Source organism: Streptomyces caeruleatus (genome assembly GCF_001514235.1).
Classification (GTDB): Bacteria; Actinomycetota; Actinomycetes; order Streptomycetales; family Streptomycetaceae; genus Streptomyces; species Streptomyces caeruleatus.
This window is the reverse complement of sequence record NZ_KQ948927.1, coordinates 434,194-457,317: the sequence shown is the minus strand read 5'-3', so window position 1 is coordinate 457,317 and position 23,124 is coordinate 434,194. Positions and strand designations below refer to the sequence as shown.

The window sequence follows — 23,124 nt, the reverse complement described above, 5'->3', positions numbered from 1 at the left end:
GCGTGATCCGTTACGACGCCCTGGACGCGCTGCCCGTACGAGGTGCCCTGCCCGGCCTGACCGACGCCCTGGACGCGCACGGCACCGCGGTGCTCGTCGCGCCGCCCGGCACCGGCAAGACGACGCTGGTGCCACTGGCCCTGGCGGGGCTGCTGGGCGACGGGCCGGCGCGGCGGGTGGTCGTGGCCGAGCCCCGGCGGATCGCCGCCCGGGCCGCCGCGCGGCGGATGGCGTGGCTGCTGGGCGAGAAGGTCGGCGAGAGCGTCGGCTACACCGTGCGCGGGGAGCGGGTCGTCGGGCGCCGCGCGCGCGTGGAGGTCGTCACGACCGGGGTGCTGCTCCAGCGGTTGCAGCGCGACCAGGAGCTCGCGGGCGTGGACGTCGTGGTCCTGGACGAGTGCCACGAGCGGCATCTGGACGCGGACACGGTGGCCGCGTTCCTGTGGGACGTACGGCAGGCGCTGCGGCCGGAGCTGCGGCTGGTGGCCGCTTCGGCCACTACGGACGCGCAGGGGTGGGCGCGGCTGCTGGGTGACGCGCCGGTCGTCGAGGCCGAGGGCAGCTCGCATCCCGTGGACGTGGTGTGGGCGCCGCCTGCGCGTCCCGTACGGCCGCCGCACGGGATGCGGGTCGATCCGGCGCTGCTGGCGCATGTGGCGTCGGTGGTGCGGCGGGCGCTGGCCGAGCGGGCGGGGGACGTGCTGTGTTTTCTGCCGGGCGTGGGCGAGATCGCGCGGGTGGCCGGGCAGCTGGGGGGTCTCGGGGACGTCGAGGTGTTGCAGGTGCACGGGCGGGCGTCGGCGGCCGTGCAGGACGCGGTGCTGGCCGGTGGGGAGCGGCGCCGGGTGGTGCTGGCGACGTCCGTGGCGGAGTCGTCGCTGACGGTTCCCGGGGTGCGGGTGGTCGTCGACTCCGGGCTGGCGCGGGAGCCTCGCGTCGACCACGCGCGTGGGCTGAGCGCGCTGGCGACGGTGCGGGCCTCGCAGGCGGCCGGGCGGCAGCGGGCGGGGCGGGCCGGGCGTGAGGCGCCGGGGGCGGTGTACCGGTGCTGGGCGGAGGCCGAGGACGCGCGGCTGCCGCGCTTCCCGTCGCCGGAGATCAAGGTGGCCGACCTGACGGCGTTCGCGTTGCAGGCGGCGTGCTGGGGCGATCCCGACGCGTCGGGGCTGGCGCTGCTGGACGCTCCGCCGGGCGGGGCGATGGCGGCGGCGAGGAGCGTACTGACCGCCGTCGGCGCGGTCGACTCCGACGGGCGGGCCACGACTCGCGGCGCCGAGCTGGCCCGGCTGGGGTTGCATCCCCGGCTGGGGCGGGCGCTGCTGGACACGTCCGGTGCGGGCGGTGCCGAGGTGGTGGCGCTGCTGAGCGAGGAGGCTCCGCGGGAGTACGGCGACGACCTGGCGGCCGCGCTAAGGGCGGCTCGGCGGGGCGGGGACGCGTATGCGGGGCGCTGGCGTGCGGAGGTGCGGCGGCTGCGGTCGGGCGGTGAGAGCGCTCCGGCGGGTGACGTGGACGACCGCGCCGTGGGCCTGGTCGCCGCTCTCGCCTTCCCCGAGCGCGTCGCCAGGGCCGACGGCGGTTCCTACCTCATGGCCTCCGGCACCCGCGCCGAGCTCGCCGACGGCAGCCCCTTGCGCGGTGCTCCGTGGCTCGCCGTGGCCGTGGCGGACCGTCCGGTCGGCAAGGGGCACGCGCGTGTGCAGCTCGCCGCCGTGGTGGACGAGGACATGGCCCGCTCGGCGGCGGCCTCGCTGTACGGCGAGAGCCAGGAGGTCCACTGGGCCGACGGGGACGTCGTCGCCCGGCGGGTCGAGCGGCTCGGGGCGATCGAGCTCGCGGCGCGGCCCTTGCGGGACGCCGACCCCGTACTCGTACGCGACGCGCTCCTCGACGGGCTGCGGCAGGAAGGGTTCGGCCTGTTGCGGTGGACTGCCGATGCCCTCGTGCTGCGCCAACGGCTCGCGTTTCTCCGGCTGCGCCTCGGCGATCCCTGGCCCGACGTGTCCGACGACGCGCTGCACGCGCGCGTGGACGAGTGGCTGGAGCCCGAGCTGGGGCGCGCCCGGAGGCGGGCCGACCTCGGGCGGATCGACGCGGGGCAGGCGCTCGCCCGCTTGTTGCCGTGGGCGTCGGGGGAGGCAGGGCGGCTCGACGAGTTGGCGCCCGAGCGCATCGCCGTGCCGAGTGGGTCCAGAATCCGGATCGACTACGGGGATCCCGGACAGCCCGTGCTCGCCGTGAAGTTGCAGGAGATGTTCGGGTTGCAGGAGTCGCCGTCCGTCGCCGGGGTGCCGCTCCTCGTCCATCTGCTCTCCCCCGCCGGTCGCCCCGCCGCTGTCACCGCCGACCTCGCCTCCTTCTGGAGGGACGGCTACAAGGGCGTACGGGCGGAACTGCGCGGGCGCTATCCGAAGCATCCCTGGCCCGAGGACCCGGCCGGCGCCGAGCCGACCCGGCACACCAACGCCCGGCTCAGGCGGTGACCGGTTCGGGCTCGCTGTCCTTCGTGGGCTCGGGGTCGCCGGGGCGGCGGCCGCGTGCCTCCAGGTAGAGGGAGAGCGCCAGGAGCAGCAGGCCGAGCGCCAGGAAGCCCCAGGGCAGGTACGACGTCAGCAGCAGGAGCAGCGTGCGGTTGGACTTGACCAGGTCGACCGTGGACTCGATGTAGTCCTCGCGCATCTTCACATGGCCGGCGAACGCCGTGACCTTGTCCCGGCCGCCGAGGAGGGTGCCGCCGCGCAGCTCTTCTTTGTGGATCTCCTCGCCGTAGACGGGGGCGCCGGTGAGGGGTTCGACCCAGAACTTGCGGACGGTGGTGTACCAGCGGGTCGTGCCGGTCTTGGCGACCGACTCCGGGGTGATGCCCTCGACCGGCATCGTCCTGGGGAACCGGACCTTCGTCCAGGGGATGGTCTGCTCGAAGTAGTAGACGTCGACGCCGCGGAAGTTCTGGGTGCCCTTGTAGTGGATGGGGGCGGTGACGCGGGCCTGCGCGTCGAAGTACTGGTAGTCCCGTTTCTCCGTCAGGAAGGGCCACTTGAACTCGATGCCCTGCCGCTTGACCGGGTCGCCGTCGACCATCTCGCCCGTGGCGTGGACGGGTTCCTGGGTGTGGGCGTCGAAGATGTAGCGCTCGGGGATCTTGGAGACCATCTTGCCGTCGGGGCCGACGACGTAGGACAGGCCGTCCCAGACGACCACGTCCCTGCCCGCCGTCTTCTCGATCTTCTCGGACTCCTCGACGTTTCCCTTGAGGGTCTGCACGATGGTGACCTCGGGGACCTTGCGGGCCTGCATGGTGCCGTAGTCGAGGAGGGTGGCGTCCTTCGCCTCCAGGACCATGTCCTGGTACTGGTTGGCCGGGATCTTGGCCAGGCGCGGGAAGGCGTACCAGCGCAGCAGCGGGGACAGGGCCGTGAAGAACACGGCGAGGGCGAGCAGGATCAGGCCGGCCTTGCGGCGCATCTCGGCCTCCCTCCCGGTCGGGCAGACGGTCGGACGGGCGGTTACGGGTGTGCGGGCACCGTCGTGAGCAGCGGCTTGGGGGATGTCTCGCCGGCCGGGCTGCCGAGCGCGGTGATGGTGAACACCAGGGCGAGCGCGACGGCGAGGCCGGTCGCGGCGGCGATCAGGGCGCGCATACGGGCCTCCCGGGATCCCGGAGCCAGGGCATCTGATACTTCGTCAGGTTCGGCACCGTAGCAACGGGCGGGCGAGATGAGAACACGTCGCGCACATGCGCGAGGGGCGCCCTGCCCGCCGTGGCGGAAGGGCGCCCCTCGTTCGGATCCCGCGGGGCCTACGCGGTCGGGCTGGCCGACGCCGACCCGGATGCCGACTCCGACGGGGCCGGGCTGGGCGACGTGTCGGCCGCCGCGACCTTCAGTTCGACGGTCAGGGTGGCGCCGCCCGCGGTGTTGACGCGGAGCAGGAACGTGCCCGTGGTGTCGTCGGCGTACAGCTTCGGCAGCTTGAGCAGGCCGTTGGCGTCCGTGGTCAGACCGGTCAGGGTGCGTACGGTCTTGCCGTCGGCGTCCTTGAAGTAGGGGCCCTTGTCGTTCTCGGCCGGGTCGTCCGCCGACTTGATGAGCGTGGCGGTGGCCGCGACCTTGTCCGCCACGGCGCCCTTGTACGTCGCCTTCACCTCGACCTGGTCGGCGAACTCGCCGCCCGGGGTGCAGGTCAGCGCGGTGTCGCTGGTGCGGGTCAGGGTGTCGGCGGCGCGTTCGGTGACGGTGGCCGTGTAGTCGAGGCCGGCGACCGCCCGGCCGACGACGGTGGCGCGGACCACGAACTCGCCGGTGTCCTCGCCCGCCTTCAGCGCGGGTGCCACGACCCGGCCCGTGCTGTCGGTGAGTGCGGTGGCGTACTTCTCGCCGGTGCTGAAGGTGGCGTCGGTGTCGCCGGTGATGGTGAAGCGGACCCGGACCTTGGCGACGGCCTTGCCGGCCTGGGTCTCGGCGCGGGTGCCGATCCGCTCGGTGAAGGTGTCGCCCGCCATCGCCGTGAGCTTCGCGGTGTCCGCGTCCTCCAGGTGGTGGACGGTGTCGGTGGGCGTGGGCGGCGTGGTGCCGGGCGGCGGGGTGGTGCCCGGCGGAGTGAGCTCGGGGCTGCTGGAGCCGCCGCCGTTGTCACCGGGCCGGGGGCTGCTCGGCGTCGTCGGCGTGGCGGGCTCGGTGGGTGTGGTGGGCGTGACGGGAGTCGTCGGCGTGGGGCTCGCGCCCGCCGAGTCGTCGCTGCGGTCGGACGGGAGGGTGCCCGTGCCGTCCGGGATCTCGTGCGTGCCCTTGCGGTAGTACTCCAGCCACCTCATGACGAGGTTCAGGTAGTCCTGCGAGTTGTTGTAGCTGAGGATCGCGCGGTCGAGGTCGCCCTGGGTGGACAGGTCCCAGCCGAAGCGGCACAGGTAGTGGCCGGCGGCGAGCGCGGCGTCGTAGACGTTGTTGGGGTCCCTCTTGCCGTCGCCGTTGCCGTCGCGGCCGGCCCACTCCCAGGTGGACGGGATGAACTGCATGGGACCGACGGCACGGTCGTAGGAGCTGTCCCCGTCGTAGGCGCCGTTGTCGGTGTCGCCGATGTTCGCGAAGCCGTTGCCGTTGAGCTGCGGGCCGAGGATCCGGGAGATCGTGGTGCCGCCCGCGTCGACGCGGCCGCCGCGGGCCTGGCCCGACTCGACCTTGCCGATGGCGGCGAGGAGCTGCCACGGCAGGTTGCAGCCGGGCTTGGCCTCCCGGAGCGCGGTCTCCGCCTTCTTGTAGGCGTCGAGGACTGTCGCGGGGATGCCCGCCTCGCTGGTGCCCGGGGTGACGGGAGTGTCGGCGGACGGCGAGGGGTTGGGGCTGTGGAGCGGCGGCAGGTCCGTGTAGTACGGCGAGTTGCCGGTCGCGCTGTCCTCGGCGGCCGTGTCCGGTGAGGGCTGGGTTCCGGTGGCGATCTGTCTGCCGGCGTCGTCGGTCGTCACTCCCGGAGCCTGGGACGCGGCCAGCGCCGCCACCGCGACCGCGGCCACGGTGGTGTTCACCGCCCCCTTGCGCAGCCTGCCGAATTGCGCCGCCATGAAATGGACCCCTCCTGCGGACGCCCGAGCGCCCGACGCTGTCTGCCGGGCTCGCCGTGCCGAGCCCGCCCCTGTTGTGACGATCGACTCGCCGCGACAGTTGCCCTCGCGGCGCGTTTTCTGTCGCTGTTCACTTGTTCGACCGGGCTCCCCGGCACGGTGACCCAGGCGACCCTACGACAACTTCCTTTGCGGGGGCACCCGTTGGTGCCCGATTTTTACCGGTTGGCCATGTACGGTTCCGCCCGCCGAAGCGGCCGGCGGCGTCCCGCATACTGACCACTCCGACAACCGGGCCGACCGGCCCCTCAACACCCCGCACAAGGAGGCCCGTTGCCGTTCACGCTCAGCCACGCGGCGGCCGTACTGCCCGCCGTACGCACCGACGGAACCGGCCGGGGCGCGCTCGTACCGGCCGTACTGGTAGCGGGTTCCTTCTCGCCCGACATGACCTATTACGTGGCGAGTGTCCTGCCGGAGGCGATGGAGTTCGGCGATGTCACGCACTCGTTCCCGGGTGTGTTCACGGTCGACGTGGCGGTCGCCTGGGCCCTGGTGGGCCTGTGGCTGCTGCTGCGCGAGCCCCTGGTCGCCCTCCTGCCGCTCCGGTGGCAGGGCCGGCCGGCCGCGCTGGTGCGCTGCGGGGCGCCACGCGCGCGCGTGCGGCCGTCGCTGGCGGCGCGCTGGTACCTCTCGGCCGCGCTCGGCGCGCTGACCCATGTCGTGTGGGACGCGTTCACGCACCTCGACCGCTGGGGGATGCGGCTGTTCCCCGTGCTGGGCGAGGAGATCGCGGGGTCGCCTCTGTACTGGTACCTCCAGTACGGCGGTTCGGCGGTCGCCGCGGTCGTCATCGCCGCGTTCGTCGTCGTGGCGCTACGGCGCTCCCCTGCCGCCACGCCGGTCGGGGTGCCGGTGCTCTCGGTACGGGACCGGTGGCTGGCCTGCGCGGTGATCGGCGGGTTGGCCGCGGTGGCGGCGGTGCAGCGGGCGTCGCGGTGGTGGGACTACTGGGGGTCGACCGCGAGGTATTGGGAGCTGATCCCGACGCTGTGCTTCGGGGCGGGCGCGGGGCTCGTGCTGGGGCTGCTGCTGTATGCCGTGGGCGTCAGGGTGTGGCGTCCGGTTCAGGGGCCTGACAGTGGGGATTCGGATGGGGCCGGGTCCCTCCGGGGCGGGACCGTGGGAGCAGGGTGAGGGCGAGGGAGGCGTAGCCGCGGGCCAGCGCGGACCACCCCTGTGTCCGGTGGGTGAGACGGGTGCGGAGCGTTGTCGCCGTCTGCCGCCACGCGGTCGTCAGGTCGACCGGGATGCGGGCGGTGCTCGCGTCGATGGCCACGGGCGGCTGCGCCGGGCTCGGCGGATGGTCGGCGGTCGCTTGCGCCGGTGCCGGGGTCGGCCGGCGGTGGAGCGTGCGTATACCCATGTCGGCATCCTTACGGGTGCCGGGTGGGTGGGGCGTGTTTGCGGGGGCCGCGTGGGTGACGGGTCCCTCCGGGGGTTGGGCCGGGTTCCTCGCGTTGTGGCTGGTTGGGGGTTGGGGTGGTTCGGGGGTGCGGGTGCGGGTGCCTGAGCGTGTTCCTGGTTGCGGTGGGCTTGGGGGTGCGGGTGGTTTGTGGCTGGTCGCGCAGTTCCCCGCGCCCCTTCAGGGGCGCTGCAGTGCCGTCTCCCGAGATGCGCAGGATGCCGGGGCGGGTGGGTGGCCGGCCCCGGCATCCATGGGCGTCCGGGGGCTAGTGGGCGGCCGACTCCCAGTCCGGGCCCGCGCCTACCGAGACGCCCAGGGGGACGCTGAGGTGGACGGCGTTGGACATCTCTCGGCGGACCAGTTGCTCTGCGGTGTCCCGCTCGCCGGGGGCGATCTCCAGGACGATTTCGTCGTGGACCTGGAGGAGCATGCGGGAGGTGAGGTTCTCCTCGCGCAGGGCACGGTCCACGTTCAGCATGGCGATCTTGACGATGTCCGCCGCCGTGCCCTGGATGGGGGCGTTGAGGGCCATGCGCTCGGCGGCCTCGCGGCGCTGGCGGTTGTCGCTGTTGAGGTCGGGGAGGTAGCGGCGACGGCCGAAGAGGGTCGCCGTGTAGCCCGTCGCCCGGGCCTCGTCGACCGCGCGGCGCAGGTAGTCGCGGACGCCGCCGAAGCGCTCGAAGTAGGCGTCCATCAGGGCGCGGGCCTCGCCCGCGTCGATGTTCAGCTGCTGGGAGAGGCCGAAGGCGGAGAGCCCGTAGGCCAGGCCGTACGACATGGCCTTGATCTTGCGGCGCATCTCCGCGTCCACCGCGGTGGGCTCGACGGCGAAGACCTGGGAGGCGGCCGTGGTGTGCAGGTCCTCGCCCGAGGTGAAGGCCTCGATCAGGCCCTCGTCCTCGGAGAGGTGGGCCATGACGCGCAGCTCGATCTGGCTGTAGTCCGCGGTCATCAGGGACTCGAAGCCCTCGCCGACCACGAAGCCCCGGCGGATCGCGCGGCCCTCGTCGGTGCGGACCGGGATGTTCTGCAGGTTGGGGTCGGTGGAGGAGAGGCGGCCGGTCGCGGCGACCGTCTGGTTGAAGGTCGTGTGGATACGGCCGTCCGCGGCGATCGTCTTGATCAGGCCCTCGACGGTGACGCGGAGCTTCGCCTGCTCGCGGTGGCGGAGCATGATGACCGGCAGTTCGTTGTCGGTCTGCCCGGCGAGCCAGGCCAGGGCGTCGGCGTCCGTGGTGTAGCCGGTCTTGGTCTTCTTCGTCTTGGGCAGGGCGAGTTCGCCGAAGAGGACCTCCTGGAGCTGCTTGGGTGAGCCCAGGTTGAACTCGTGCCCGGCCGCGGCGTGCGCCTCCTTCACCGCCTGCTGCACGGCGCCCGCGAACATCTGCTCCATGGCCTCCAGGTGGGCCCGGTCGGCCGCGATGCCGTGCCGCTCCATGCGGGCCAGCAGGGCGGAGGTCGGCAGCTCCATGTCGCGGAGCAGGTCCGCGGCGCCGACCTCCTCCAGGCGGCTCTCGAATGCCTCGCCCAGGTCGAGGACCGCGCGGGCCTGGACCATCAGCGCCTCGGCCTCGGCGCCGTCGTCCGCGCCGAAGGCCAGCTGACCGTCGGCCGCGGCGGCGGGGGCCAGCTCGCGGTGCAGGTACTCCAGGGACAGCGCGTCCAGGTCGAAGGAACGGCGGCCCGGCTTGACCAGGTAGGCGGCGAGCGCGGTGTCCATGCGCACGCCCTCGATGGTCCAGCCGTGCTCGGCGAAGACGCGCATCGCGCCCTTGGCGTTGTGGAAGACCTTCGGCTTGTCGGCGTCGGACAGCCAGCCCGCGAAGGCCTTCTCGTCGGCCTCGTCCAGCTGCGAGGGGTCGAACCAGCCGGCCGTACCGTCGGCGGCCGCGAGCGCGACCTCGGCGACCGAGCCGGTGCCGAGCGCCCAGGTGTCGACGGTGGCCACGCCGAGCAGCCCGCCGCCGTGCTCGGCGAGCCAGGGGGCCAGCTCGCCGGTGCCGAGGACCGAGCCGTCGATCTCCACGCCGTCGGTCGCGATCGGGGTGGCCTCGGCCTCCTCGGATCCGGGGTCGACGCCGAAGAGCCGCTCGCGCAGGGAGGGGTTACGGATCTCCAGGGTGTCCAGGATCATCGCGACGGCCTTGCGGTCGTACGGCACGCGCGCGACGTCGGCGACGGTCTTGGGCAGCTCGACGGCCCGCTCCAGCTCGGTCAGCCGGCGGTTGAGCTTGACCGACTCCAGGTGGTCGCGGAGGTTCTGCCCGGCCTTGCCCTTGACCTCCTCGACGCGCTCGACCAGCTCGGCGAAGGAGCCGAACTGGTTGATCCACTTCGCGGCCGTCTTCTCGCCGACGCCCGGGATGCCCGGCAGGTTGTCGGACGGGTCGCCGCGCAGGGCCGCGAAGTCGGGGTACTGGGCGGGCGTGAGGCCGTACTTCTCGAAGACCTTCTCCGGCGTGAAGCGGGTCAGCTCGGAGACGCCCTTCGTCGGGTACAGCACCGTCGTGTGCTCGCTGACCAGCTGGAAGGAGTCCCGGTCGCCGGTGACGATCAGCACCTCGAAGCCGTCGGCCTCGGCCTGGGTGGCGAGCGTGGCGATCACGTCGTCGGCCTCGAAGCCGTCGACCGCGAACCGTGAGACGTGCATCGCGTCGAGCAGCTCGCCGATCAGCTCGACCTGGCCCTTGAACTCGTCCGGGGTCTTGGAGCGGTTCGCCTTGTACTCGGTGAACTCCGCGGAGCGCCAGGTCTTGCGGGACACGTCGAAGGCCACCGCGAAGTGCGTGGGCGCCTCGTCGCGCAGCGTGTTCGCCAGCATCGACGCGAAGCCGTAGATCGCGTTCGTCGGCTGGCCCGTCGCGGTCGTGAAGTTCTCCGCGGGCAGCGCGAAGAACGCGCGGTAGGCCAGCGAGTGCCCGTCCATGAGCATCAGGCGCGGCCGGCTGCCGCCGGGGGTGTTGTCGGTCTGCTTCGCTGCTGTCTCTGCCACGTCCCCGATCCTGCCACGCCCCACTGACAGTCGGTCCCCCTCCGCACTCCCTCCCCGGGCCCCCTGCCCCCGTTGTCGGTCCCGCGTGCGAGGATCGGAGATGTACCTCACACGTGTACACAAAGGAGAGCGCGCGATGGCCACCAAGCCGCCCAAGGGTGATCCGGTGCAGGACGCGCCTCAGGTCGCGGAGCCGCAGCACGCGGCGGCGGGGCTGCCGGCCATCGGGCACACCCTGCGCATCGCCCAGCAGCAGATGGGCGTGAAGCGGACGATGCTGACGCTGCTGAGCGTCAACCAGAAGAACGGCTTCGACTGCCCGGGCTGCGCCTGGCCGGAGCCGGACCACCGGCACAAGGCGGAGTTCTGCGAGAACGGCGCGAAGGCGGTGGCCGAGGAGGCCACCCTGCGCCGGGTCACCCCGGAGTTCTTCGCCGCGCACTCCGTCGCCGACCTCGCGACGCGCAGCGGTTACTGGCTGGGGCAGCAGGGGCGGCTCACCCACCCCGTGTTCCTCCCCGAAGGGGGCACGCACTACGAGCCGGTGAGCTGGGAGCGCGCCTTCGACATCATCGGCGAGGAGATCGCCGCCTGCGACTCCCCCGACGAGTCCGTCTTCTACACCTCCGGCCGCACCAGCAACGAGGCCGCGTTCCTCTACCAGCTGTTCGCGCGCGAGCTCGGCACCAACAACCTGCCGGACTGCTCGAACATGTGCCACGAGTCCTCGGGCTCGGCGCTCTCCGAGACCATCGGCATCGGCAAGGGCAGCGTCCTGCTGGAGGACCTCTACAAGGCCGACCTGATCATCGTGGCCGGTCAGAACCCGGGGACGAACCACCCGCGCATGCTCTCCGCACTGGAGAAGGCCAAGGCGGGCGGCGCGAAGATCATCAGCGTCAATCCGCTGCCCGAGGCCGGGCTGGAGCGGTTCAAGAACCCGCAGACCCCGCAGGGCATGCTCAAGGGCGCCGCGCTCACCGATCTGTTCCTGCAGATCCGCATCGGCGGCGACCAGGCCCTGTTCCGTCTCCTCAACAAGCTCATCCTCGAGACAGAGGGCGCCGTCGACGAGGAGTTCATCGGCGAACACACCCACGGCTACGAGGAGTTCGCCGCGGCCGCCCGCGCCGCCGACTGGGACGAGACCCTGACGGCGACGGGCCTCACGCGCGCGGACATCGAGAAGGCCATGGAGATGGTCCTGGCCTCGCGGCGCACCATCGTCTGCTGGGCCATGGGCCTCACCCAGCACAAGCACTCCGTGCCGACCATCCGCGAGGTCGTCAACTTCCTTCTGCTGCGCGGCAACATCGGCCGCCCGGGCGCGGGCGTGTGCCCGGTCCGCGGCCACTCGAACGTGCAGGGCGACCGCACGATGGGCATCTTCGAGCGGCCCGCCCCGGCGTTCCTGGACGCCCTGGAGAAGGAGTTCGGCTTCGCGCCCCCGCGCGAGCACGGCTACGACGTCGTACGGGCCATCCGCGCGTTGCGCGACGGCGAGGCGAAGGTCTTCTTCGCGATGGGCGGCAACTTCGTCTCCGCGACGCCGGACACGGACGTCACCGAGGCGGCGATGCGGCGCGCCCGGCTGACCGTGCACGTGTCGACGAAGCTCAACCGCAGCCACGCCGTCACCGGGGCCCGTGCGCTGATCCTGCCCACCCTCGGCCGCACCGAGCGCGATCTCCAGGGCAGCGGCGAGCAGTTCGTGACCGTCGAGGACTCCATGGGCATGGTGCACGCCTCCCGGGGCCGCCTGGAGCCCGCCAGCGCGCATCTGCTGTCGGAGCCGGCCATCGTCTGCCGCCTGGCACGCCGCGTGCTGGGCGAGGACAGCCGCACGCCCTGGGAGGAGTTCGAGAAGGACTACGCGACGATCCGGGACCGTATCGCCCGGGTGATCCCCGGCTTCGAGGACTTCAACGCGCGCGTGGCCCGCCCCGGCGGCTTCACGCTCCCGCACGCCCCGCGCGACGAGCGGCGCTTCCCGACGGCGACCGGCAAGGCCAACTTCACCGCGGCCCCGGTCGAGTACCCGAAGCTGCCCGAGGGCCGGCTGCTGCTGCAGACCCTGCGCTCGCACGACCAGTACAACACCACGATCTACGGCCTCGACGACCGCTACCGGGGGATCAGGAACGGCCGCCGGGTCGTCATGATCAACCCGGCGGACGCGCGGGGACTGGGTGTCGCGGACGGGGCGTACGTCGACCTGGTGAGCGAGTGGAAGGACGGCGTGGAGCGGCGGGCGCCCGGATTCCGGGTCGTGCACTATCCGACCGCCCGGGGCTGCGCGGCCGCCTACTACCCGGAGACCAACGTCCTCGTCCCGCTGGACGCCACCGCGGACACCAGCAACACCCCGGCCAGCAAGTCCGTCGTCGTGCGTCTGGAACAATCGGCGACCGACTGAGCGTTTGCTCAGTCGACGTCATCCGCTGATCACGTCCCCGACGGATCACGACGAACGGAGCCGGGCCCCATGGGCGAGAAGCAGCACGTGAAGTTCCCGCAAGAGGTCATAGCCGAGTACGCCGCGCTCGGCGTCGACCTCCCGGCCCTGTTCTCCGCCGGGCACCTCGGCACCCGCATGGGCGTCGAGATCGTGGAGGCGTCCGCCGAGCGGGTCGTCGGGACCATGCCGGTGGAGGGGAACACCCAGCCGTACGGGCTGCTGCACGGCGGCGCGTCCGCGGTGCTCGCCGAGACCCTCGGGTCGGTCGGGTCGATGCTGCACGCCGGCAGCTCCAAGATCGCGGTCGGCGTCGACCTCAACTGCACCCACCACCGGGGCGTGCGCGCCGGCCTCGTCACCGGTGTGGCCACGCCTCTGCACCGGGGCCGCTCGACGGCGACGTACGAGATCGTGATCAGCGACGAGGCGGGGCGGCGGGTGTGCAGCGCGCGGCTGACGTGTCTGCTGCGGGACGTGAACCCGAGCGACGGGGAGCACATGCGGTCGGCGGCGGGCTGAACCCGGCACCCCCCTGGACGCGGCACCCCGGCAACTCCCTTGGGGCCCACACCCCTTACCCACAACACCCGTACACCTTCACGCCGTTGAACCCGAGCCCCCGGCGGCATAACGTCGGGGCATGACGTCGGGAGGAGCCCTCACCAAGGCGGGAGCGCTCGGACTCGCGCTCCTGGCCGCCGGGTTGGCGTCCGGATGCGGGGGCACGGGCCCGGGGGGCGGCGCGACCGGCCCCCGGACCGGCGCCGAGTCGCCCTCCCCGCCCTCCTCCCCATCTCCCTCTCCGGCGGCCACCGCGCCCGCGCAGTTGTGCACGCGGATCATCGGGTACTGGTCGCGCCGGACGCTCACCGAGGACACCTACGGGGACTACCAGTCGATGGGCCTGTCCGACGGGCAGTACGAGATCCTCCGCAAGGTCGTGGACGCCGCCCGGGCGGAGCGTGAGCGCTCGGACGCACGGACGGCCGACCGGCTGATCGACCGCCGGGCGCGCGAACTGTGCGAGGAGCGGTACCGAAACGGCGAGCCGACCGGAGGGCCATGGGGCTGAGTGGCCAAATCCCGGCTTCCAGTTTTTCGTGTCGCGTACACGAAAAGGATTCGTGCCCCGTACATGAAAAAGACGAGGGGTGGCGAGCACCCATTCCCCAGCTGTAACTCTGCGTAATACAACCGCAATACAGACCCAGGGATCCCCCACCGCGAGCACCCTCCCCACAACACCGCGGAGGCCCTCGGGTAACGTTCAACAACGATCCGGGTAATCACCAAAACATGTGAACACTCGTGAAGGAGCTACGCGCGAACGCTGCGAGTTCTCACTATGTGGACAGGGCGAATCGGCTGGAAATCCACTCTTCCCCCCACTCAGCACCGCTCTGCGTTACCCCGTGTCATAACAAGAGCGTCACAGCCTTGGTCAGAGCCTCCTCCATGTTCCCCGCCCGCGCTTAGAGTCACCGCCAGTCACCGAGCTACAGGATTCGAAGTCACTTCGACCCAGCGCTCGACTCGGCGCGTTCCACGGGGAGCCGCCGTGCCAGGGAAAGGACCTGATTCGTGCGTCAACGTTCGATCATCGCCATAACCGCCGCGCTCGCGGCGGGATCGCTGACACTCACGGCTTGTGGGTCGCGTGACGACGACGGCGGCAGCAGCAACGGCGACAAGACCACTGTGGTGATCGGTGTCGACGCTCCGACGACCGGCGACCTGTCGGCCCTCGGCCTCGGCATCAAGAACTCCGCCGACCTCGCCGCCAAGACGGCCAACAAGCAGGAGTTCGTCAAGGGCGTCGAGTTCAAGATCGAGGCCCTCGACGACCAGGCGCAGCCCACCGTCGGCCAGCAGAACGCCCAGAAGTTCATCAGCGACAAGGACGTCCTCGGTGTCGTCGGCCCGCTGAACTCCAGCGTCTCGCAGCAGATGCAGAAGCCGCTCAACGACGCCGGCCTGACCCAGGTCTCCCCCGCCAACACCGGCACGGAGCTGACCCAGGGCGACGGCTGGAAGACCGGCGACTCGGTCCGCCAGTTCAAGACGTTCTTCCGTACCGCCACCACGGACGAGATCCAGGGCGCCTTCGCCGCCGACTACCTGTACAACCAGGCGAAGATCAAGAAGGTCTACCTGATCGACGACCAGAAGACCTACGGCGCCGGCCTCGCCGCCTCCTTCAAGACTAACTTCACGAAGTTCGGCGGCCAGATCGTCGGCAGCGACCACGTCAACCCCGACGACCGTGACTTCAACGCCGTGGTCGCCAAGATCAAGAAGACCGGCGCCGAGGCCCTGTACTACGGCGGCGAGTACCCGGCCGCCGGCCCGCTGAGCCAGCAGCTCAAGGACAGCGGCCAGAACATCCCGCTCATGGGCGGCGACGGCATCTACTCCGGCGAGTTCCCGAAGCTGAACAAGAAGGCCGAGGGCGACCTCGCCACCTCGGTGGGCAAGCCGGTCGAGCAGCTCGACTCCGCCAAGACGTTCATCAAGAACTACAAGGCCGCGGGCTACGAGGACGACTACGAGGCCTACGGCGGCCTCACCTACGACGCCACCTGGGCCATCATCGAGGCCGTCAAGATCGCGGTCGAGGGCAACGACGGCAAGCTCCCGTCCGACGGCCGCAAGGCAGTCCTGGACGCCATGGCCAAGGTCAAGTTCGACGGCGTCACCGGCACCATCTCCTTCGACGAGTTCGGTGACACCACGAACCACACGATGACGGCGTACAAGGTCAAGAACAACGCCTGGACGCCCGAGTTCAGCGGCGAACCCAAGCTCGGCTGACGAAGGACGAGTCAGAGAACCCTCCCCAGCTCACACATTGATCCAGGCCGCGCGGGAAGCGCCCACCAGCGCTCCCGCGCGGCGCCATATCCGAACCACTCCACGGAGGCCCTGCGGTGCACGAACTGCCGCAACAGCTGGCCAATGGACTCATCCTCGGCGCGATGTACGGACTCATCGCGATCGGCTACACGATGGTCTACGGCATCGTCCAGCTCATCAACTTCGCCCACGGCGAGATATTCATGGTCGGGGGCTTCGGAGCCCTCACCGTCTGGTTGGTCCTCCCCGAAGGCTTCGGCCTCGGCGCCGCCGTCCCGCTCATGATCATCGGCGGCGTGCTCGTATCGGTCGCCGTCGGCACGGCGGCGGAACGCTTCGCCTACCGGCCACTGCGCTCAGCGCCACGGCTGGCCCCCCTCATCACCGCCATCGGCCTGTCCATCGTCCTCCAGCAGGCCGTATGGATGTGGTACCCGGACGCGAAGAAGGACCACCCCTTCCCGCAGTTCCACGGCGGCCCCATCGAAATCCTCGGCGCCAACATCCAGCGCGGTGACCTCTTCGTCCTCATAGCCGCCCCGCTGTGCATGATCGCCCTCGGCCTGTTCGTCACCAAGACGCGCTCCGGCCGCGGCATGCAGGCCACCGCACAGGACCCCGACACCGCCAAGCTGATGGGCATCAACACCGACCGCATCATCGTCATGGCCTTCGCCATCGGTGCCGCGTTCGCCGCCATCGCCGCGGTCGCCTACGGCCTGAAGAACGGCCAGGTCGGCTTCCGCATGGGCTTCCTGATGGGCCTCAAGGCCTTCACCGCCGCCGTGCTCGGCGGCATCGGCAACATCTACGGCGCCATGCTCGGAGGCATCGTCCTCGGCCTGGCCGAGTCCCTCGCCACCGGCTACATCGGCGAAGTCCCCGGCATGGACCTCTTCGGCGGCGGCGCCTGGAAGGACGTATGGGCGTTCGCACTGCTCATTCTCGTCCTCCTGTTCAGGCCACAGGGCCTGCTCGGCGAACGCGTCGCGGATCGGGCGTGATACCCATGACCACCGACATCCCCATGGACAAGAGCACCGACACCGCCAAGGTGTCCACCGCTGAAGCGACCCCGATCATCCCGCTGCCGCAGGCCGCGGCACGCGGCATCACGGTCGCCGGCTCCGCCCTCGCCCTCATAGGCACCTTCCTCGCCTGGACCTGGACCAGGGAGTTCCCCGGCAACCTGACCGTCACCGGCTACCCGGGCGGCCTCCAGGTCCTCACCCTCGTCGGCTCCGCGCTGACCCTGCTGTTCGCCCTCTCCGGCTACGGCATCAAGGGCCTCGGCTGGCTCACCCCCGGCGGCAAGAACAGCCCCGTCCTGCTCGCCGCCCTCGGCGTGTTCGGAACCACGGGCTACGCCATCGGCGCCATCAGCCAGGAACTCGGCGGCCTGGTCAACCTGGAACCCGGCGCCTGGGTCTCCGGCATCGGCGCGCTCGTCGCCCTGATCGGCGCCCTCGGCCTCCCGGTCGACCAGCCCTACGGCGCGGGCGAACCGACCCCGAACCTCTGGGGCCGGATCCGCCACTCGCTCACCGCCCCCGACCCCGGCCGGGCCAAGGAACTGCCCTCCTGGGCGGAGATCCTGATCATCGCCGGCGGCTTCGGCGTCGGCCTGTACGTCTTCGCGTACGGCATCGGCACCGAGTACTCCGAGCTGTTCATCGGCTTCCTGATCGTCGCCGCGTTCGGCTTCACCGCCATCACCCGCGCCGGCCTCCTGAAGCGGCTGTCGGCCCTGACCGCCAAGCACCGCAACGTCACCCTCGGTGCCGCGTTCGCGGCGGCGATCTGCTTCCCCTTCACCCAGACCAACGACCAGTTCGCCCTCATCGGCGCGAACATCCTCATCTTCGCCACGGTCGCCCTGGGCCTCAACGTGGTCGTCGGCCTCGCCGGCCTCCTCGACCTCGGATACGTCGCCTTCCTTGGCGTCGGCGCCTACGCCGCCGCCCTGGTCTCCGGATCCCCCGCCTCGACCATCGGCGTGGAGTTCCCCTTCTGGGCGGCCGTTCTCACCGGTGCCGCCGCCTCGCTGATCTTCGGCGTGGTGATCGGCGCCCCGACCCTGCGGCTGCGCGGCGACTACCTCGCCATCGTGACGCTCGGCTTCGGTGAGATCTTCCGCATCACCATGAACAACCTGAACGGCAACAGCGGCCCGGACGTCACCAACGGCTCCAACGGCATCCCGCAGATCCCCGACCTGGAGATCTTCGGGTTCAACCTCGGAGTCCCGCACGACGTCCTCGGTCACGAGCTGACCCGCTCGGCCAACTACTACCTGCTGATGCTGGTCTTCACGGCGATCGTCGTGATGGTCTTCCGCCGCTCGGCGGAGTCCCGCATCGGCCGCGCCTGGGTCGCCATCCGCGAGGACGAGACCGCCGCGACCGCGATGGGCATCAACGGCTTCCGCCTCAAGCTCCTCGCCTTCGCGCTCGGCGCCTCCCTCGCCGGCCTCGCGGGCACCGTGCAGTCCCACGTGTCGTACAGCGTCACCCCCGAGCAGTACCAGTTCGCCGGGTCCGTCCCGCCGAACTCGGCCTTCCTGCTCGCCGCCGTCATCCTCGGCGGCATGGGCACCATCAGCGGCCCGCTGATCGGCGCCGCGCTGCTCTACCTGATCCCGGCCAAGCTCCAGTTCATGGCGGAGTACCAGCTGCTCCTCTTCGGCATCGCCCTGATGCTGCTGATGCGCTTCCGCCCCGAAGGCCTGGTCGCCGACCGCAGGAAGCAGCTCGAATTCCACGAGACCGGACAGCTCGACGTACCGGAGGACAAGCCGTTGCCCGAAGGCGCGACCGGCGTCGCCAAGGCAGGGGCGTGACCGCCATGACCACCACCACGACCGCACCCACCAGCACCACGGTGCTCGACGCCACCGGTGTCACGATGCGCTTCGGCGGCCTCACCGCCGTACGCGACGTGGACCTCAAGGTGAACACCGGCGAGATCGTCGGCCTCATCGGCCCCAACGGCGCCGGTAAGACGACCTTCTTCAACTGCCTCACCGGCCTGTACGTGCCGACCGAGGGCAAGGTCGCCTACAAGGGCACCGTCCTGCCGCCCAAGCCGCACCTGGTCACCCAGGCCGGCATCGCCCGTACGTTCCAGAACATCCGGCTCTTCGCCAACATGACCGTTCTGGAGAACGTGCTGGTCGGCAGGCACACCCGCACCAAGGAAGGCCTCTGGTCGGCCCTGCTGCGCCTGCCCGGCTTCAAGAGGGCCGAGGAGGCGTCCCGGGCCCGCGCCATGGAACTCCTGGAGTTCACCGGTCTGGCCGCCAAGGCCGACCACCTCGCCCGCAACCTGCCCTACGGCGAGCAGCGCAAGCTGGAGATCGCCCGGGCACTGGCGAGCGAGCCCGGTCTGCTCCTCCTCGACGAGCCGACCGCCGGTATGAACCCGCAGGAGACCCGGGCGGCGGAGGAACTGATCTTCGCCATCCGGGACAAGGGCATCGCCGTCCTCGTCATCGAGCACGACATCCGGTTCATCATGAACCTCTGTGACCGGGTCGCCGTGCTGGTCCAGGGCGAGAAGATCGTCGAGGGCCCCGCCGAGGTCGTCCAGGCCGACGAGCGCGTCATCGCCGCCTACCTGGGCGAGCCCTTCGAGGGCGCGCCCGGCAAGGAGGAAGCCGCCGAGGTCGAGGCCGCGGAGGCCGAGGCCGACGCGCAGAGCACCACGGAAGGGGACGAGAAGTGACCGCACTGCTCGAGGTCGAGGACCTCAGGGTCGCTTACGGCAAGATCGAGGCCGTCAAGGGCATCTCGTTCAAGGTGAACGCGGGCGAGGTCGTCACCCTCATCGGCACCAACGGCGCGGGCAAGACCACCACGCTGCGGACCCTGTCCGGTCTCCTCCAGCCGGTGTCCGGCGACATCAGGTTCGACGGCAAGTCGCTGAAGAAGATCCCCGCCCACAAGGTCGTCGCGCTGGGGCTCGCCCACTCGCCCGAGGGGCGGCACATCTTCCCCCGCATGACGATCGAGGACAACCTCCGCCTCGGCGCGTTCCTGCGCAACGACAAGGAGGCCATCGAGAAGGACATCCAGCGGGCCTACGACCTGTTCCCCATCCTCGGGGAGCGCAGGAAGCAGGCCGCGGGCACCCTCTCCGGCGGTGAGCAGCAGATGCTCGCCATGGGGCGGGCGCTGATGTCCCGGCCGAAGCTGCTCATGCTCGACGAGCCCTCCATGGGTCTCTCCCCGATCATGATGCAGAAGATCATGGCGACCATCCAGGAGCTCAAGTCCCAGGGCACCACCATCCTGCTCATCGAGCAGAACGCCCAGGCCGCGCTCTCCCTGGCCGACCACGGCCATGTGATGGAGGTCGGCAAGATCGTCCTCTCCGGCACCGGGCAGGACCTCCTGCACGACGAGTCGGTGCGCAAGGCGTACCTCGGCGAGGACTGATCGCCCGAGCGCATTCCCGTACACGACGAGGCCCGCGCCCCCTGAGCTGGGGACGCGGGCCTCGTCGTACGCGCTCGGGCGGGTCAGCCCTTGGCGGCCTTCTTCTCGTCGGCGTCCTGGATGACGGCCTCGGCGACCTGCTGCATCGACATCCGGCGGTCCATGGAGGTCTTCTGGATCCAGCGGAACGCGGCGGGCTCGGTCAGCCCGTACTCGGTCTGGAGGATCGACTTCGCGCGGTCCACCAGCTTGCGGGTCTCCAGGCGCAGGGTGAGGTCGGCGACCTCCTTCTCCAGCTCCTTCAGCTCGGTGAAGCGGGAGACGGCCATCTCGATCGCCGGCACGACGTCGCTCTTGCTGAAGGGCTTGACCAGGTACGCCATGGCGCCGGCGTCCCGGGCCCGCTCGACCAGGTCCCGCTGGGAGAAGGCGGTCAGCATCAGCACCGGGGCGATGGACTCCTCGGCGATCTTCTCGGCCGCGGAAATGCCGTCCAGCTTGGGCATCTTGACATCGAGGATGACGAGGTCGGGCCGGTGCTCACGGGCCAGCTCGACGGCCTGCTCACCGTCTCCGGCCTCACCGACGACGGTGTACCCCTCTTCTTCGAGCATCTCTTTGAGATCGAGCCGGATCAGTGCCTCGTCCTCGGCGATGACGACACGGGTCGTCAGCGGAGGCACGTGCGACTTGTCGTCGTCGGGCGCGTCTACGGGCTGGGGCGACTCGGGGGCGGTCACGGGGGCTCCTCGTTCAGGGGCAGGGGTACTGCTCCCAAGAGCCTACCTAGCTACGGTATGGTGGACGCGCGGAGGGTCGGGGGAAACCTTTGATTCTTCGAGCCCCGGTAGCCCAATTGGCAGCAGGCAACGGATTCAAAACCCGTACAGTGTCGGTTCGAGTCCGACCCGGGGCACTTTTCCTTCAATTTCAAGGTCGCGATTGCGGCCCCTCCAATGGACGCCAAGGGAGGGGCCTTTTCGCTTTTCCGTCTTCTTTTTCCGTCTTCTTTACTTCGGGCTGTCGTCCTCGCCGATGTGGTGGACGCGGACCATGTTCGTCGAGCCGGAAACCCCGGGCGGCGACCCGGCGGTGATGACCACGACGTCGCCCTTCTTGCAGCGGCCGTACTTCAGCAGCAGTTCATCCACCTGGTCGACCATCGCGTCCGTGGAGTCCACATGCGGACCCAGGAACGTCTCCACACCCCACGTCAGACTCAGCTGCGACCTCGTCGCGGGCTCCGGTGTGAACGCCAGCAGCGGGATCGGCGAGCGGTAGCGGGAGAGGCGGCGGACGGTGTCGCCGGACTGTGTGAAGGCGACCAGGAACTTCGCACCGAGGAAGTCGCCGATCTCGGCCGCGGCGCGGGCCACGGCGCCGGGCTGGGTGCGGGGCTTGTTGCGTTCGGTCAGCGGCGGCAGGCCCTTGGCGAGGATGTCCTCCTCGGCCGCCTCGACGATCTTCGCCATCGTGCGGACCGTCTCGATGGGGTACTTGCCGACGCTCGTCTCGCCGGACAGCATCACCGCGTCCGTGCCGTCGATGACGGCGTTGGCGACGTCGCTGGCCTCGGCGCGGGTCGGTCGGGAGTTGTCGATCATCGAGTCGAGCATCTGGGTGGCGACGATGACCGGCTTGGCGTTGCGCTTGGCCAGCTTGACCGCGCGCTTCTGGACGATCGGGACCTGCTCCAGGGGCATCTCGACGCCCAGGTCGCCGCGCGCGACCATGATGCCGTCGAAGGCGGCCACGATGTCGTCGATCGCCTCGACGGCCTGCGGCTTCTCCACCTTGGCGATCACCGGGAGGCGGCGGCCTTCCTCGTCCATGATGCGGTGGACGTCCTCGATGTCACGGCCGGAGCGGACGAAGGACAGCGCGATGACGTCGAAGCCGGTGCGCAGCGCCCAGCGCAGGTCGTCCTCGTCCTTCTCGGAGAGGGCCGGCACCGAGACCGCGACGCCGGGCAGGTTGAGGCCCTTGTTGTCCGAGACCATGCCGCCCTCGACCACCGTGGTGTGGACGCGCGGGCCGTCGACGGACGTGACCTCCAGGCAGACCTTGCCGTCGTCGACGAGGATGCGCTCACCGGCGGTGACGTCGGCGGCCAGACCGGCGTAGGTGGTGCCGCACTGCTGGCGGTCGCCCTGCGCGCCCTCCTCGACGGTGATGGTGAAGGTGTCGCCGCGTTCAAGCAGTACGGGGCCTTCGGTGAAGCGGCCGAGGCGAATCTTCGGGCCTTGAAGGTCGGCGAGGAGGCCGACGCTGCGGCCGGTCTCGTCGGAGGCCTTCCGCACCCGCTCGTAGCGCTCCTCGTGATCGGCGTGGCTGCCGTGGCTGAGGTTGAATCGGGCGACGTCCATTCCGGCGTCGACCAGTGCCTTTATCTGGTCGTACGAGTCGGTTGCGGGGCCCAGGGTGCAGACGATTTTCGCTCGGCGCATGTTTCGACCCTATGACTTACCGACGGGTAGTGAATTGGTCGTGCATGACGACTCAACAACCTTTGCGTGAAGGGCTATTGACAAGTGTTGAATTGTGCGGCGGGGTGCTCCGATGAGCATTCGCCCAGGCATTCGACACCCCGCCGGGGACTCCTTCGGAGCGTCGTGTTCACAGGCGCGGCGGCGCCATCGTGAATCGCGCGTTCACCTGCGCGTAGACGTGCTGCCGCTGGGGTTCCAGGTCGAGCGGGGCCGCCGCGGTGTCCTCGGTGGCGTCGTAGGCCATGGAGCGCATGCGGCCGGCCGGGGCGGCGCCCGCGAAGGGCTGGGGGTTCTCCGCGCCGACGTCGGCGAGTTCCACCAGCGCGGCCAGGGAGGTGCCGAGGGCCTCCGCGTACTCCCGCGCCCGCTGCACCGCTTCCCGCACCGCCTGCTGCCGGGCCTCCCGGTGGGCCGGCGAGTCGGGGCGCAGCGCCCACCAGGGGCCGTCCACCCGGGTCAGGTCCAAGTCGGCCAGTCGTGTGGTGAGTTCGCCGAGCGCCGTGAAGTCGTTGAGCTCGGCGGAGACGCGGACGCGGCCGTGGTAGGCGTGGATCCGTTCGCCGCGGCCCTTCTCCTTGAGCTCCGGGGTGATGGAGAAGGAGCCGCTCTCCAGGCGCTCGACCGCGTCGCCGTAGGACTTGACCAGGTCGAGGACGGCGGCGTTGCGGCGGGTGAGGTCGTCCAGGGCGGCGCGGCGGTCCTTGCCGCGGGAGGCCACGGTGACGCCGATGCGGGCGATCTCGGGGTCGACTTCAAGGCGGGCCTCACCGCGCACCGCGATACGGGGGGCGTCGGGGATGCCGTAGCGGACGGCGGGCTGAAGTTCCTCTGAAGGGGCGGTCATACGTCCCACTCTGTCATCGCTTGCTTG

Annotated in this window: 17 protein-coding genes and 1 tRNA gene; 11 read left to right on the top strand and 7 right to left on the bottom strand. The window is 70.6% G+C overall.

Features of this window, described 5'->3' with window-relative positions; translation table 11 throughout:
• The first annotated feature begins 2 nt into the window (after positions 1–2).
• A complete protein-coding gene (gene hrpB / locus AQJ67_RS14385) occupies positions 3–2,483 on the top strand; it encodes an ATP-dependent helicase HrpB (RefSeq protein ID WP_062719095.1) in 2,481 nt (826 codons plus the stop codon).
• Here hrpB and pgfA read toward each other — a convergent pair.
• From pgfA to AQJ67_RS14375, 3 genes are all read right to left on the bottom strand, one after another.
• On the bottom strand, positions 2,473–3,465 hold the full coding sequence (gene pgfA, locus AQJ67_RS14380) for a cell envelope lipid trafficking protein PgfA (RefSeq protein WP_062719094.1): 993 nt from the start codon (positions 3,463–3,465) through the stop codon (positions 2,473–2,475). The two genes, hrpB and pgfA, sit on opposite strands and share 11 nt — an antisense overlap.
• A 41-nt stretch (positions 3,466–3,506) precedes the next feature.
• Positions 3,507–3,641 carry an SPW_0924 family protein gene (locus AQJ67_RS46725; RefSeq protein ID WP_107122876.1) on the bottom strand — a complete coding sequence of 45 codons (135 nt, stop codon included), beginning with the start codon at positions 3,639–3,641 and terminating at the stop codon, positions 3,507–3,509.
• 158 nt (positions 3,642–3,799) lie between these two features.
• A complete protein-coding gene (locus tag AQJ67_RS14375) occupies positions 3,800–5,557 on the bottom strand; it encodes a lytic transglycosylase domain-containing protein (protein WP_062719093.1) in 1,758 nt (585 codons plus the stop codon).
• A 333-nt stretch (positions 5,558–5,890) separates the two neighbouring features.
• Between AQJ67_RS14375 and AQJ67_RS14370 the strand changes: the two genes are divergently transcribed.
• Positions 5,891–6,754: a DUF4184 family protein gene (locus AQJ67_RS14370; protein WP_062719092.1), complete on the top strand. Its 864-nt coding sequence runs from the start codon at positions 5,891–5,893 to the stop codon at positions 6,752–6,754.
• Positions 6,755–7,290: 536 nt separating this feature from the next.
• Here AQJ67_RS14370 and polA read toward each other — a convergent pair.
• Positions 7,291–10,017 carry a DNA polymerase I gene (polA, locus tag AQJ67_RS14365; RefSeq protein ID WP_062719091.1) on the bottom strand — a complete coding sequence of 909 codons (2,727 nt, stop codon included), beginning with the start codon at positions 10,015–10,017 and terminating at the stop codon, positions 7,291–7,293.
• A 136-nt stretch (positions 10,018–10,153) separates the two neighbouring features.
• On the opposite strand from polA, the gene AQJ67_RS14360 reads away from it, so the two are divergent.
• From AQJ67_RS14360 to AQJ67_RS14325, 8 genes are all read left to right on the top strand, one after another.
• Entirely contained in the window at positions 10,154–12,433 is a 2,280-nt protein-coding gene (locus AQJ67_RS14360) for an FdhF/YdeP family oxidoreductase (RefSeq protein ID WP_062719090.1), read from the top strand.
• A gap of 69 nt (positions 12,434–12,502) precedes the next feature.
• On the top strand, positions 12,503–12,994 hold the full coding sequence (locus tag AQJ67_RS14355; RefSeq protein ID WP_062719089.1) for a hotdog fold thioesterase: 492 nt from the start codon (positions 12,503–12,505) through the stop codon (positions 12,992–12,994).
• A 121-nt stretch (positions 12,995–13,115) separates the two neighbouring features.
• Positions 13,116–13,547 (top strand): hypothetical protein, encoded by a 432-nt coding sequence (locus tag AQJ67_RS14350; protein ID WP_062719088.1) that lies wholly within the window; start codon positions 13,116–13,118, stop codon positions 13,545–13,547.
• Positions 13,548–14,056: 509 nt separating this feature from the next.
• Positions 14,057–15,286 carry a branched-chain amino acid ABC transporter substrate-binding protein gene (locus AQJ67_RS14345; RefSeq protein ID WP_425264150.1) on the top strand — a complete coding sequence of 410 codons (1,230 nt, stop codon included), beginning with the start codon at positions 14,057–14,059 and terminating at the stop codon, positions 15,284–15,286.
• A 116-nt stretch (positions 15,287–15,402) separates the two neighbouring features.
• A complete protein-coding gene (locus AQJ67_RS14340; protein ID WP_062719087.1) occupies positions 15,403–16,332 on the top strand; it encodes a branched-chain amino acid ABC transporter permease in 930 nt (309 codons plus the stop codon).
• Between the two features lie 23 nt (positions 16,333–16,355).
• Positions 16,356–18,167, top strand: coding sequence for a branched-chain amino acid ABC transporter permease (locus tag AQJ67_RS14335; protein WP_062719361.1), 1,812 nt, complete (start codon positions 16,356–16,358; stop codon positions 18,165–18,167).
• 5 nt (positions 18,168–18,172) lie between these two features.
• Positions 18,173–19,051, top strand: a complete 879-nt coding sequence (locus AQJ67_RS50420) for an ABC transporter ATP-binding protein (RefSeq protein WP_062719360.1) — start codon at positions 18,173–18,175, stop codon at positions 19,049–19,051.
• Positions 19,048–19,764 (top strand): ABC transporter ATP-binding protein, encoded by a 717-nt coding sequence (locus AQJ67_RS14325; protein ID WP_062719086.1) that lies wholly within the window; start codon positions 19,048–19,050, stop codon positions 19,762–19,764. Before AQJ67_RS50420 ends, AQJ67_RS14325 begins: the two co-directional genes overlap by 4 nt.
• 83 nt (positions 19,765–19,847) lie before the next feature.
• On the opposite strand, the gene AQJ67_RS14320 is transcribed toward AQJ67_RS14325, so the two are convergent.
• Positions 19,848–20,504 carry an ANTAR domain-containing response regulator gene (locus AQJ67_RS14320; protein ID WP_030949406.1) on the bottom strand — a complete coding sequence of 219 codons (657 nt, stop codon included), beginning with the start codon at positions 20,502–20,504 and terminating at the stop codon, positions 19,848–19,850.
• Between the two features lie 101 nt (positions 20,505–20,605).
• On the opposite strand from AQJ67_RS14320, the gene AQJ67_RS14315 reads away from it, so the two are divergent.
• Positions 20,606–20,680, top strand: a tRNA-Leu gene (locus tag AQJ67_RS14315).
• Positions 20,681–20,774: 94 nt separating this feature from the next.
• On the opposite strand, the gene pyk is transcribed toward AQJ67_RS14315, so the two are convergent.
• Together pyk and AQJ67_RS14305 are read right to left on the bottom strand one after the other, a co-directional pair.
• Positions 20,775–22,211 (bottom strand): pyruvate kinase, encoded by a 1,437-nt coding sequence (pyk, locus tag AQJ67_RS14310; protein WP_062719085.1) that lies wholly within the window; start codon positions 22,209–22,211, stop codon positions 20,775–20,777.
• Positions 22,212–22,380: 169 nt separating this feature from the next.
• Positions 22,381–23,097: an SIMPL domain-containing protein gene (locus AQJ67_RS14305; RefSeq protein ID WP_062719084.1), complete on the bottom strand. Its 717-nt coding sequence runs from the start codon at positions 23,095–23,097 to the stop codon at positions 22,381–22,383.
• Between the last annotated feature and the right edge of the window lie 27 nt (positions 23,098–23,124).

Bases quoted from the DNA above. Each gene is read 5' to 3' on its own strand.
- pgfA (WP_062719094.1), bottom strand. From the start codon at position 3,465: ATGCGCCGCAAGGCCGGCCTGATCCTGCTCGCCCTCGCCGTGTTCTTC.
- AQJ67_RS46725 (WP_107122876.1), bottom strand. From the start codon at position 3,641: ATGCGCGCCCTGATCGCCGCCGCGACCGGCCTCGCCGTCGCGCTCGCC.
- AQJ67_RS14375 (WP_062719093.1), bottom strand. From the start codon at position 5,557: ATGGCGGCGCAATTCGGCAGGCTGCGCAAGGGGGCGGTGAACACCACC.
- AQJ67_RS14360 (WP_062719090.1), top strand. From the start codon at position 10,154: ATGGCCACCAAGCCGCCCAAGGGTGATCCGGTGCAGGACGCGCCTCAG.
- AQJ67_RS14355 (WP_062719089.1), top strand. From the start codon at position 12,503: ATGGGCGAGAAGCAGCACGTGAAGTTCCCGCAAGAGGTCATAGCCGAG.
- AQJ67_RS14350 (WP_062719088.1), top strand. From the start codon at position 13,116: ATGACGTCGGGAGGAGCCCTCACCAAGGCGGGAGCGCTCGGACTCGCG.
- AQJ67_RS14335 (WP_062719361.1), top strand. From the start codon at position 16,356: ATGGACAAGAGCACCGACACCGCCAAGGTGTCCACCGCTGAAGCGACC.
- AQJ67_RS50420 (WP_062719360.1), top strand. From the start codon at position 18,173: ATGACCACCACCACGACCGCACCCACCAGCACCACGGTGCTCGACGCC.
- pyk (WP_062719085.1), bottom strand. From the start codon at position 22,211: ATGCGCCGAGCGAAAATCGTCTGCACCCTGGGCCCCGCAACCGACTCG.
- AQJ67_RS14305 (WP_062719084.1), bottom strand. From the start codon at position 23,097: ATGACCGCCCCTTCAGAGGAACTTCAGCCCGCCGTCCGCTACGGCATC.